The organism is Exiguobacterium sp. s46 (genome assembly GCF_018618875.1).
In the GTDB taxonomy this organism is placed as follows: domain Bacteria; phylum Bacillota; class Bacilli; order Exiguobacteriales; family Exiguobacteriaceae; genus Exiguobacterium_A; species Exiguobacterium_A abrahamii.
In genome coordinates this window covers 2,155,168-2,167,306 of the sequence record NZ_JACSMY010000001.1, presented here as the reverse complement: position 1 = coordinate 2,167,306, position 12,139 = coordinate 2,155,168, and the positions used below count along the sequence as shown (strand labels likewise).

At 50.3% G+C, this 12,139-nt stretch carries 10 protein-coding genes and 1 riboswitch; of the genes, 8 read left to right on the top strand and 2 right to left on the bottom strand.

Translation table 11 applies throughout. From position 1 onward, the window contains the following. Positions 1–16: 16 nt before the first annotated feature. The 7 genes from KNQ08_RS11155 (at position 17) to KNQ08_RS11125 (ending at position 6,881) form a co-directional block, all read left to right on the top strand. A complete protein-coding gene (locus KNQ08_RS11155; protein WP_023469540.1) occupies positions 17–835 on the top strand; it encodes a MetQ/NlpA family ABC transporter substrate-binding protein in 819 nt (272 codons plus the stop codon). 22 nt (positions 836–857) lie between these two features. Beyond that, entirely contained in the window at positions 858–2,063 is a 1,206-nt protein-coding gene (locus KNQ08_RS11150; RefSeq protein ID WP_050676973.1) for a M20 family metallopeptidase, read from the top strand. A gap of 183 nt (positions 2,064–2,246) precedes the next feature. After that, positions 2,247–2,391: riboswitch (FMN riboswitch) on the top strand. Positions 2,392–2,550: 159 nt separating this feature from the next. Continuing rightward, positions 2,551–3,591, top strand: coding sequence for a bifunctional diaminohydroxyphosphoribosylaminopyrimidine deaminase/5-amino-6-(5-phosphoribosylamino)uracil reductase RibD (ribD, locus tag KNQ08_RS11145; protein ID WP_214805631.1), 1,041 nt, complete (start codon positions 2,551–2,553; stop codon positions 3,589–3,591). Beyond that, complete coding sequence (ribE, locus tag KNQ08_RS11140) at positions 3,576–4,202, top strand: riboflavin synthase (RefSeq protein ID WP_214805628.1); 627 nt, start codon at positions 3,576–3,578, stop codon at positions 4,200–4,202. The genes ribD and ribE overlap by 16 nt, the downstream gene beginning before the upstream one ends. Further along, positions 4,202–5,392, top strand: a complete 1,191-nt coding sequence (gene ribA, locus KNQ08_RS11135) for a GTP cyclohydrolase II (RefSeq protein ID WP_214805626.1) — start codon at positions 4,202–4,204, stop codon at positions 5,390–5,392. Before ribE ends, ribA begins: the two co-directional genes overlap by 1 nt. Beyond that, positions 5,389–5,847: a 6,7-dimethyl-8-ribityllumazine synthase gene (gene ribH / locus KNQ08_RS11130; protein ID WP_035395821.1), complete on the top strand. Its 459-nt coding sequence runs from the start codon at positions 5,389–5,391 to the stop codon at positions 5,845–5,847. Before ribA ends, ribH begins: the two co-directional genes overlap by 4 nt. A gap of 212 nt (positions 5,848–6,059) precedes the next feature. Next, a complete protein-coding gene (locus tag KNQ08_RS11125; protein ID WP_064299228.1) occupies positions 6,060–6,881 on the top strand; it encodes a DUF6612 family protein in 822 nt (273 codons plus the stop codon). Between the two features lie 53 nt (positions 6,882–6,934). On the opposite strand, the gene KNQ08_RS11120 is transcribed toward KNQ08_RS11125, so the two are convergent. After that, the gene (locus tag KNQ08_RS11120; RefSeq protein ID WP_214805623.1) at positions 6,935–8,638 is read right to left on the bottom strand and encodes a methyl-accepting chemotaxis protein; all 1,704 of its coding nucleotides are present in this window, start codon (positions 8,636–8,638) and stop codon (positions 6,935–6,937) included. Between the two features lie 188 nt (positions 8,639–8,826). On the opposite strand from KNQ08_RS11120, the gene KNQ08_RS11115 reads away from it, so the two are divergent. Beyond that, on the top strand, positions 8,827–10,185 hold the full coding sequence (locus tag KNQ08_RS11115; protein WP_214724179.1) for an alanine/glycine:cation symporter family protein: 1,359 nt from the start codon (positions 8,827–8,829) through the stop codon (positions 10,183–10,185). Between the two features lie 294 nt (positions 10,186–10,479). Here the strand turns inward: KNQ08_RS11115 and treC are convergent, their stop codons facing one another. After that, positions 10,480–12,120: an alpha,alpha-phosphotrehalase gene (treC, locus tag KNQ08_RS11110; protein WP_214805619.1), complete on the bottom strand. Its 1,641-nt coding sequence runs from the start codon at positions 12,118–12,120 to the stop codon at positions 10,480–10,482. Between the last annotated feature and the right edge of the window lie 19 nt (positions 12,121–12,139).

Sequence of the window (12,139 nt, the reverse complement as noted above, 5' to 3'; positions counted from 1 at the left end):
AGGGAGCGATTCAGCCATGAAAAAAGCAGTAGCAATTGGAGCAACACTCACGACGATTTTATTTGCCGGGTGCGCAGCATCAGGAGAAGACGAAAAGACGATCAAGCTCGGTGTCAGCGGTTCAGACACACAAGTTTGGGATTATGTCGCGAAAAAAGCAGAGAAGGAAGGCATCAAAATCGAACTCGTCAAGTTCTCCGATTATGTCCAGCCGAACATGGCACTGGCTGAGGGTGAGATCGACGCCAATGCCTTCCAGACGATTTCCTACTTCAACGCTTTCAAGAAAGAACATAACTTGAAGCTATCGCCGATTGCGACGACTGTCATCGCACCGATGGGGATCTACTCGGATAAATACAAGGATGTCAAAGACATTCCAAATGGCGGAAAAATCGCTGTTCCGAACGAAGCGACGAACATGGGACGCGCCCTCTTGTTACTGCAAGAAGCAGGTCTGATCAAGCTACCGGACGACTTCGATGGTAACGGTTCGGTCGATAAGATCGTCGAGAATCCGAAAAAGCTGAAAATCGTTCCGATCGTCGCCGGGCAAACGCCACGCGTCTTACCGGACGTCGCGGCGTCGATCATCAACAATGGCATTGCCGTTGACGCTGGCTTCAACCCGATCAAGGACTCGATCGTCCATGAGAACGAGACAGCAAAACCATACATCAACATCATCGCGACACGGACGGAAGACAAGAACAAAAAAGAACTGAAAAAAATCGCATCGCTGTATCAACAAAAAGATGTCGCGGCCTTCATCAAAAAAGAATACAAAGGCAGTACGATCCCGACGTTCGTTCCACTAAGCGACATCGGCGAATAATTTCAAAAGGAGAGTGGATAGCATGACGACACCAGTACGCACGACATGGGTAGAGACGATTGAACAAGACATCGAACAAAAACGGGAATCGTACCTTGAGACGAGTCACCGAATTCATGCGACGCCGGAAATCGGCAACGAGGAATTCTTTGCTTCGCGGCTACATGCGGAGCGTCTAACGGCTGAAGGTTTTACGGTAGAACTCGGCGTCGCGGGACACGATACCGCGTTCTTCGCGAAGAAGTCGAGCGATCGACCAGGCGCGACGATTGCCTTTCTTGCTGAGTATGATGCGTTGCCAGGCATTGGTCACGCGTGCGGACATAACATCATCGGCACGACGAGTGTTGCGGCAGCAATCGCGCTCAGTAAAGTACTCGATGAAGTCGGCGGGAGTGTCATCGTGCTCGGAACACCGGCCGAGGAAGGTGGACCGAACGGTAGTGCGAAAGGCAGTTTCGTCAAACATCAGTTGCTGGAAGGGATCGATGCAGCCTTAATGGTCCATCCTTCAGGTCAAACACGGATCACGGGTTCTTCCCTTGCGGTCGATCCGCTCGACTTTGCCTTTACGGGTCGTCCGGCGCACGCAGCGGCGTCACCGGAAGAAGGCATCAACGCCCTCGACGCTGTCATTCAACTCTTCAACGGAATCAATGCTTTACGTCAGCAGTTACCAGACGATGTCCGGATCCACGGGATCATCACGCATGGTGGCGATGCGCCGAACATCATTCCGGAATACGCAAAAGCACGTTTCTTCATCCGGGCAACGACACGGGAACGCCTCAATGCCGTCACGGAAAAAGTCAAAGCCGTTGCCCAAGGCGCGGCACTCGCGACCGGGGCGACGCTTGACGTCATCGCGTTCCAAAATGAAGTCGATAACCTTGTCTTCAATCGGACGTTCGACCGTCTGTTCCAAGAAGAAGCAGAGGCGCTCGGCGAAACGGTCCATTTAGACGAACGACCGGGGCTTGGCTCGACGGATGCCGGTAACATCAGTCAAGTCATCCCGACAATCCATCCGTATATCAAGATTGGTCCGGACGATCTGGTCGCCCATACGGAAGCATTCAAAGAAGCGGCCCGTTCAGCAGCTGGAGATGAAGCATTGATCACGGGGGCGAAAATCCTCGCGCGGACAGCGCTTCGCGTCCTCGCGGATGAACGGACGCGCGGGGCAATCGCTCAAGAATTCCACGACCGGAAGAACGGGTATTTGTAAGCAGAACACAACGACTGGACGCACTGCTATCAGGTGCTCCAGTCGTTTTTGAGATCCAGTTGATCGCGAATTGGTGATGGATGACAGAAGTGGAACGAAATCAAAAAAGAGATAAGACAGAAGCATTTGCGCTTTGTTTTCTTGAAAAAGATATGCTAGGCTAAAGTTGTATAACTCAATAATCCAGTTCTTCGGGGTAGGGTGAAAATCCCAACCGGCGGTGATGCGATCGATTGATCGACGAGCCCGCGACCCATGATGTACGCATCATGGCTGACTTGGTGAGATTCCAGGGCCGACGGTAAAGTCCGGATGGGAGAAGAACGAAACGACACGATTCAAGCTATTTTCTGAAAAAATGTTTTCAGGAGGTGGTCTCTTTCTGCATGAAAAAATGCAGTGGGCGAACCGTGTATTTCGTGAACCCTTCTATACAGACGCCCCTTTTTCAAGGGGCGTCTTTTTTCATTTGAAAGGAGTGAACGCGATGTCACAGATGATGAGTTATGCCATGCAATTAGCACATATGTTACACGGACAAACAAGTCCGAATCCAAGTGTCGGCTGTGTCATCGTCAAACAAGGACGCATCATCGGCTTTGGTGCGCACCGATTTGCCGGTGGGCCGCATGCGGAAGTCGAGGCCTTACGGATGGCAGGAGAGGCCGCCCGTGGTGCTGATCTTTACGTGACGCTCGAGCCATGCAACCATCACGGTAAGACGCCACCATGCACGGAAGCGATTCTACAAGCAGGGATCAAACGAGTCTTCGTCGCAACGGAAGACAAACATGCGATTGTCGCTGGTTCAGGAATCAAACGTCTACAGGACGCGGGAGTCGAAGTCGAGGTCGGCTTGTTACGGCATGAGGCAGAAGCCCTCTACACGGAATTCTGGAAGACGATCGAACGAAAACGTCCGACCGTGACCGTCAAGATCGCTCAGACGATGAACGGGATCGCGGCGACAGGTGAACAGCGCTGGATCACGTCAGAAGAAGCACGCGCGAACGGTCGTGCTCTGCGAGGTCGCCATGATGCGATCCTCGTCGGCAGTGAGACGGTCCTCGTCGATGATCCGGCACTGACCTTACGCGCGGCGTCAGGCATCGAACCGATTCGGGTAATCGTCGATCGTCGTGGTCGAGTACCGGAGACGGCGCAAGTTTTTCGTGATGGTAAAAATCCAACCTACTGGCTGACGAGTGTTCCTCGGATTAGTCACGATCAGGTGACGGTTCTCGTTGGTGAGTATGAGACGCCGGAAGCGATTTTGAAACGCTTATACGAACAAGACATCCGCAGTGTTTTGATCGAAGGTGGACCGACGATTCAAGCCGCTTTCCTTGAAGCAGATCTCGTTGACCGAATCGAAGTCTACCAAGCCCCATCGATTTTTGAAGGCGATGCGTGGAATAGTCAACACGATATCGAAGATCGTTTTCAAATCGATCAGGTTGAGACGGTCGGACCGGATCTCCATCTGACGTACATCCGAAAGGAGGAGACGACATGTTCACCGGATTGATTGAAGAAGTCGGAACCTTAAAACGAAAGATACCGCGACCGAACGGGTTAGCGCTTGAAATTGAGGCGCACTGGGTACTCGAAGGAACGAAGATCGGTGATAGCATCGCCGTCGACGGGATTTGTTTGACCGTCACGTCGATGAGTCCGACCGGTTTCACGGCGGATGCGGTCCATGATACGATCCGTTCTACAGCCCTCGGCACGTACCGCGTCGGAAGCCCATTGCAACTCGAACGGGCGATGCCGGCAGACGGTCGTTTCGGCGGTCATTTCGTCAGTGGACATATCGACGGAACAGCGCGGCTGATCAGTCGGCGACCGGATGGAGAAGCGATGGTCTATACGTTTGATGTCGGATCGTGGCAAAAGTATTGTATTCCGAAAGGCTCGATTGCAATCAACGGCACGAGCCTGACGTTGCAACGCGTCACGCCGGAAACGATCTCGATTTCATTGATTCCGCACTCACGTCAAGTGACGACGTTTGATCGATTGGCAAGCGGCGCAGTCGTCAATATCGAGTGTGACATGATGGCGAAACATCTCTATCATTTCACGCAGCATGAGAAGCAGACGGACTGGGCAGCATTCTTAGGAGGCGACATGTAATGAACGGATTCGACTTGATTGAAGACGCGATAGAAGATTTGAAGAACGGACGACCGATCATCGTCTGCGATGACGAGGATCGTGAGAATGAGGGCGATCTCGTCATGCTCGCAGAACATGCGACACCGGAAAACATCAACTTCATGATCACATACGGAAAAGGACTCGTCTGTGTACCAGTCAGTCCGCGGATCGCACAGCGACTCGAACTTGCTCCGATGACAGCGAATAATACAGATCCACATGGAACGGCATTTACGCTCAGCATCGATCATGAAGAGGCAAAGACCGGCATCAGTGCTGAGGAACGGTCGCTAACGATTCAGCGGATGCTGACGGATGGACCGGAACGTTTCAAACGACCGGGTCACATCTTCCCATTGATCGCAAAAGAGGGCGGTGTCCGGGAGCGACGTGGACATACGGAAGCGGGTGTCGATCTTGCCCGTCTTGCCGGTAGCGATGAGATCGCCGTCATCTGTGAAATCATTAAGGAAGACGGCACGATGGCACGGGTCGATGATCTACTTCTCTATAAGGAAGAACATGATTTAAAACTGATTACGATCGAAGCACTCGTCGCGTATCTTGAGCGACCGTTGAAGCGGGAGGCGGAAGTGTTGCTTCCGACGACGTTCGGAGCCTTTCGGATGATTGGCTATACGACACAAGATAAGAAAGAACATGTCGCTGTCTTATCCGGCGAAGCACACGACGGGATGCTCGTCCGTCTACACTCGGAATGCCTGACAGGGGACGTCTTCGGTTCGAAGCGGTGCGATTGTGGACCGCAACTCGATGCGGCACTCGAGCGGATCGAACGAGAAGGTGGAGCCGTCTTGTATTTACGTCAGGAAGGTCGCGGCATCGGTCTGATGGCGAAGTTAAAAGCGTACGAGTTGCAGGAACAAGGACTCGATACGGTCGAAGCGAACCATGCACTCGGTTATCCGACGGACATGCGTGATTATACGGTCGCAGCGAACATGTTGCGTGATCTAGGCGTGACAAAGATCCGCTTGATGACGAATAACCCGGACAAACAACAGGTGCTCGAACAAGAAGGCATCGAAGTCATCGAACGTGTACCACATCAAGTACCGGTTGAACCTGAAAATCAGCGTTATCTGAAAACAAAACAAACGAAACTCGGGCACTGGCTCGACATCCAAGGAGGACACACATTATGATCTACGAAGGTTTCTTAACAGGAGAAGGACTACGCGTCGCAATCGTCGCTGCACGTTTTAACGAATTGATCACTTCAAAACTCGTCGGAGGAGCAAACGACGCTTTCCGTCGTCACGGTGTTGCAGCGGATGCTGTCGATACGGCGTGGGTTCCGGGAGCATTCGAAATTCCACTTGTCGCGGAAAAATTAGCGAAAAGCGGCAAGTATGACGCAGTCATCACGCTTGGCGCTGTCATCCGCGGGGCAACGTCGCACTATGACTATGTCTGTAACGAAGTCGCGAAAGGTGTCGCGAGTGCGTCGCGCGACACAGGCGTACCGATCATCTTCGGTGTCCTGACGACGGATTCAATCGAGCAAGCAGTCGAACGTGCCGGTACGAAAGCTGGGAACAAAGGCTATGAAGCTGCGGTTTCTGCGATTGAGATGGCGAATCTTTTACGGACGATCTAACGAACCAGAAACAGGCTGATGGAAGCTTCCATCAGCCTGTTTTTTTGCGGGAATCTCACGAACACTGAACCAAATTTCAAAAAAAGAATTGTAGATTTGAAATTTGAGGATTCAATTTTAAGTAGAACGGTAATGGTCTACTAAAGAAAGTTTGAAACATTTTCCAATGTTTTTCGTAAATCAGGGTAACGCGTATAAAGGAGGAAATGAATATGAAGAAAACAAGGTGGGTAGCAGCCGGGATTGTCGCAGCATCGATTGGACTAGCCGGATGCCAAGATGGACAGACGGATTCAGGTAGTGGCAGCGGATCTGGTTCGACGAAGTCGGGGGAACTCTCGAACACAGAGCTATTAAAGAAAGCGACAGCCGCTCAAGAGGACATCAAATCGTTCCACATGGAAGGAACGGTCAGCTCTAAAGCAGGTGAGATGGCGATGGATCAGAAGGTTTCCGCTGATATCATTCAAAAGCCGCTCGCGATGAAACAGACGATGACGATGAAAAATCCTGAAGACGGGAAAGACGTGACGATTGAAAGTTACATCGTTGACGATAAAATGTACCTCTCGCAAAACGGACAATGGATCGTTCAAGACGTTTCAGAACTAGGCGAGATGGTCGAAGCGATGGAATCATCGGCATCGACGGAACAAAACTTGCAGCTCCTAAAGAAATACAAAGATAATTGGACAGCGAAAAAAGAGGGCGATGTCTATCAGATCGACGTTAAGCTGAGTGGTGATGACCTGAAAGCCTTCATGAAGGATTCACTCGAACAGACAGGACAGATGGCGCAGATGAAAGATGCGATGGATAGCATCGATTATAAAAAGATGAACTACAAAATGACGTACGACGCGAAGACGTTCTATCCGAAGTCACTCGACATGGATATGGTGTTTGCGATTGAAAAAGAGACCGAGTTCAACATGAAGAATGAGTCGACGTTCTCGAAATTCAATGAGATCGACGAGATCACATTACCGGCGGAAGCAAAAGACGCACAACCGCTCACAGGTGCTGGACAGTAAAAAATGAAAAAACAAGCCCCTCTCTTCTGATGTGAAGACGAGGGGCTTGTCGTTTAGACTTGGAACTGGCGGAGAACATCCTTTAGTGCTTCCGCCTGTTGTTGACTGACGGAAGTCTGTTCATGGACATCTCGGAACGCTTGGACGGAATGATTGATTTGCTCCGACATCGATTGTGTTCCCTGCGCACCATCATTGACGGTGACGGCAACATCGTTGATGACACCAAGCATGTTCGCTGTCAGTTCCTGAAGTTGACCGGCTTGGGCAGCGAAGTGTTCCGCTGCATCACCGAATAAATGTGCGTCGTTCCGATACTGGACGGAGGCATCCTCAAACAAATCGTAGTCTTTGGCGACCTTTGTATCAATGAAAGAGAGCATCTCGCCGGACGCGGCGTTCAAGTGTTCAACGGACTCGATGACAGAAATCGAGACATCTTGGATTTGTTCGACGGTATCCCGACTACTTTCGGCAAGTTTGCGAATTTCATCGGCGACGACGGCAAAGCCGCGACCGACTTCACCAGCGCGTGCTGCTTCAATTGAAGCGTTAAGGGACAATAGATTCGTTTGCGCCGCGATCGAGAGGATCGCGTCCGATAAGACGGAAATTTCCTTGACAGCCTTTGCGCGAGCCATTGCGTCCTCGAGTTTACTTTTCGTTTCAGCGAGAATGTGATTCGCGGTCTGTTTCGCTTCGGTTGCGACGACTTGAAGCGATTCAGCACGTCCACCCACTTCTTGTGCCCGTTTTCCGTTCGCTTCTGCACCAGCGACGATATCATGAATCGTCGCTTCCATATCGACAGCAGACGAGTTCATCTCTTCGGCAGAAGCAGCTGTCTCCTGCATCCCGGCTGATAAGTTTTCAATCGTATGGGAAGTCGACGCCATATCCTGATCGAGTTCGCTGATTCGACCGGAGACGTGACGTGAAGTCGACACGACATGGGTTGCTGTATCATCAACCTGGATGATGATTGTCCGTAAGTGGGCGATGAATTGATTCATCGACTGGGCGATTTGTCCAATCTCGTCATCACGTACGACGTCGAGTTGTGCCGTCAAGTCGCCACCTTGTGTTGCTAGTTCATACGTTTTCGCCTGTAGTTGGCGGAGTGGACCGAAGATCGAGCGTAAAATCAAGACGGTGAAGATGACACCGAGTAATCCGACGACACCGATGATCGTGAAGAAAAGGATGTGAGCTGTATTGGCAGAACTTGTGATGGCATCACCATTTATTTTCGCTTGTTGATTATTGTATTTCACGATTTTCGTTAATTGATCAGAAACGGCGAAGTATGAATCACGACTCTCACCTTCATAATAGGTGACCGCTTCTTTTTGGGTTTCCGGCGTACTAAGGGCGAGAAGGCGATCAGTCGTCTCATTGAAAGTTTGCCATTTTTTCGTGAGATCATTGAACAGTGCGCGATCGCTTTCTAAATAAATCGTTTTCTCGTATTTCGCGAGATTCGCGTCAACGGTCGCTAAACCGTCTTTGACACGCTTATCATAACCGGCTTTAATTTCTGGATCATTTTCTTGAATGTGTAATAATTCAACACGTCGTAAATCAGACAGTGCCGTGTTCGTTTCATGGGATAAGTTCAGACCAGGAATCCAAGACGAGGTGATCGTTTGACTCTCTTGGTCAACGCGACTGAGAGAAGATGCGCCGTATAAACCGACACCGATCAAGCTGAGCAAAAGTATGGAGGACAATAAGATAAGCTTTGTTTTAATCTTCATATGATTCGCTCCTTTTTTGCAAGATGAACTATTTATTTTCTTGATTATACCTTCACAAGTAAAAAATTTACTTATTATCAAAAAAATTAAAACGTAAAATAGTTTCATGAAAAAATAGTTTGACAATTATCAGTAAATTCTGAAAAAATGGTAAGGAACTACATATCTCATAAAGGGAGGTAAGACGAATGGGAAATTCATTTAGTGAGTGGATTAGTGCGGTGTCCGATATCGTATGGGGACCACCGTTACTCATTCTGTTGGTCGGTACGGGGATTTACTTGACGATTCGCTTAGGATTCATTCAAATTACCAAACTGCCGTATGCGCTGAAGCTTGCGTTTTCAAAGCATCAGGACGATAAGTCTGAAGGTGACATCAGTCACTTTCAAGCGTTGATGACGGCACTGGCTGCGACCGTCGGTACGGGGAATATCGTCGGTGTCGCAACCGCCGTCGTCCTCGGGGGACCAGGCGCGATCGTCTGGATGTGGCTGTCCGGTCTGTTCGGGATGGCGACGAAATACGCGGAAGCGATCCTTGCCGTCAAATATCGTGTCGTCGATGAGAAAGGACAGATGGCAGGAGGACCGATGTATTACCTTGAGCGGGGACTGAAGCAAAAATGGCTCGGTGTCTTGTTTGCTGCATTCGCTTCGATCGCTGCGTTTGGGATCGGAAACGGGGTCCAGACGAACTCGGTCGCCCTCGCGATGAAATCGACGTTCGATGTGCCACTTTACGTGACGGGGATCGCGTTGATGGTATTGACGGGTGTCGTCATTCTTGGTGGGGTCAAGTCAATCGGGAAAGTCGTCAGTCTGTTCGTTCCGTTCATGATTTTCTTCTATGTCGGAAGTGGTTTACTAATTCTCATCATGAACTATGATCTGATTCCAGGTGCGATTTCAACGATCTTCAGTAGTACATTCTCAAACGAGGCCATCACGGGTGGGGCAATCGGAGCGGCGATTCGTTATGGTGTCGCGCGTGGTGTGTTCTCAAATGAAGCAGGACTCGGTTCAGCACCGATCGCAGCTGCTGCTGCGAAGACGGACTTCCCGGGGCGTCAAGCGCTCGTCTCGATGACGCAAGTCTTCCTCGATACATTGGTCGTCTGTTCGATCACGGGTCTGACGCTCGTCATGGGGGGACAACTCGATACGAAGTTGGAGGGTGTTGAATTGACGACGGCGAGCTTCGAAGTCTTCCTCGGTCCTGCCGGGAAATACATCGTTACGATCGGTCTCGTCATGTTCGCGTACTCGACCGTTCTTGGCTGGTCGTACTACGGTGAAAAATCGATCTATTATCTGTTTGGTCAAAAATCAATCCTACCGTACCGCATCCTGTTCGTCTTAGTCGCTGGAGCAGGTGCAATGACGACGAACTTGAACATGGTGTGGGCGATTTCTGATGTCTTCAACGGATTGATGGCGATTCCGAACTTAATCGGTTTGATTGGACTGTCCGGCGTCGTCATTGCCGAGACACGACTGTTCCGCGAACAGTTGAAACGAGAAGAAGCGAATCGGAAGGTTTCGTAGGATACATGCTCTAATAACGAGTTCGTGTATGATGAAGTATGAAAAAAGGAGATCACGTTCCGGGTCATGAACTCGGATGGTGATCTCCCTTTTTATTTGATCGAAAGAAATTAAGAATGCGCATCCTCGACTCCTACAGGAGAAGAAAGCACAGACAGTGCTTTCGGCAGGGATAGGTAAGACCCGGCAGACCGCAGTGAATGCGGGTGGCCGCGGCTTACCTCCCGCCTGTGGAAAGCGAGGATGAAACATTCGTTGTTAGAGATGGTAATCAAGAGAAAAACGAGAGATACATCACTTTTGACGATAAAGCATCAGGGATTCATAAGGACGTAACGTCAAAGTCTGACCCTCTGTCTGCATCTTCTGATAGTTGTGAAGCAACACCGTATAATCCGATCCGTCACGAGGTAACGTGAACGTCGTCTCTGTTCCGTAGAAGTTCGAAACGACAAGCAACTCTTCCTCGCTTGTGGCACGTTCGTACGCCCAGAGTAACGGATCGTCTGGTGTCAACAGACGGTACGAACCGTCCGTCAGCACGTCATACTGTTTGCGGAGTTGAATCAACTGTTTGTAATGATGATAGACCGAGTTTGTGTCTGCGACAGCCGACTCGACATTGATGTGATCATACGTTGGTGAGACCGGTATCCACGGCTCGCTTGAACTAAAGCCACCGTTGACAGCATCCGACCACGGCATCGGCGTCCGCGCATTGTCACGCGACTTTTGACGAATCGCAGCGAGAATCGCTTCTTCCGTTACGCCGTTGTCCCGAGCTTCCTGATAGGCGTTCAACGTCTCGACATCGCGGTAGTCGGACAGATCCGTGAAGTCCGGATTCGGCATGCCGATCTCTTCTCCTTGATAGATATACGGTGTACCTTGTAAACCGTGAAGCGTCGTCGCGAGCATCTTCGCACTTTCGACGCGATACGTGACGTCGTCACCAAACCGGCTGACGACGCGTGGCTGGTCATGGTTGCACCAAAAGATAGCGTTCCAGGCTTGTCCGTTCATGCCGGATTGCCAGTCGGAGAAAATCTGTTTCAGTTGCTTGAAATCAAACGGTGCTGCCGTCCATTTTTCACCGTTCGGATAATCGACCTTCAAGTGATGAAAATTGAACGTCATCTTCAGTTCTTGTTCATTAAGCGATGAATAACGGAGGCAGTGTTCAAGTGACGTCGACGACATCTCGCCGACCGTCATGAGATCGTGTCCAGCAAAGACTTCTGCGTTCATCTCTTGCAAGTAGTCATGGACGTTCGGTCCGTCCGTATAATACGCACGTCCGTCCCCTGCTGGATCGTTCGGAAGACCTGGCGTCTTTGAGATCAAATTGATGACATCAAGTCGGAAGCCGCTGACCCCTTTATCCCGCCAAAAGCGCATCATGTTGTAAACATCTTCTCGTAAGCGTGGATTTTCCCAGTTCAGATCCGCTTGCGTCTTGTCGAACAGGTGCAAGTAATACTTGCCAGCTACCTCATCAAATGACCAAGCGGGACCACCGAATTTCGATACCCAGTCGTTCGGTGTATCGCGCCAGATAAAATAGTCGTGATACGGGCTGTCCGGGTGACGTCCTTCTTCGAACCAAGAGTGCGACGTCGAGCAATGGTTGACGACGATATCCATCATGACAGACAGACCGCGTTGTTTTGCTTCTGCAAGTAACGTCTCGAAATCGTCCATTGTTCCGTAGGATGGATCAATCGCGTAATAATCACTGACATCATAACCATTGTCGTTTTGCGGTGAGGCATAGACCGGCGTCAACCAGAGATAATCGACACCAAGATCCGCCAGATAATCGAGTTTGGCAGTGACGCCTCGTAACGTACCGGTCGCTTTGCCCTCCGGACTATAAAAACTCTTCGGATAGATTTGATAAACGGCGGATTTGCGCCAATCGGTTGTCGTGATCATGAGATACACACCTTTCTAA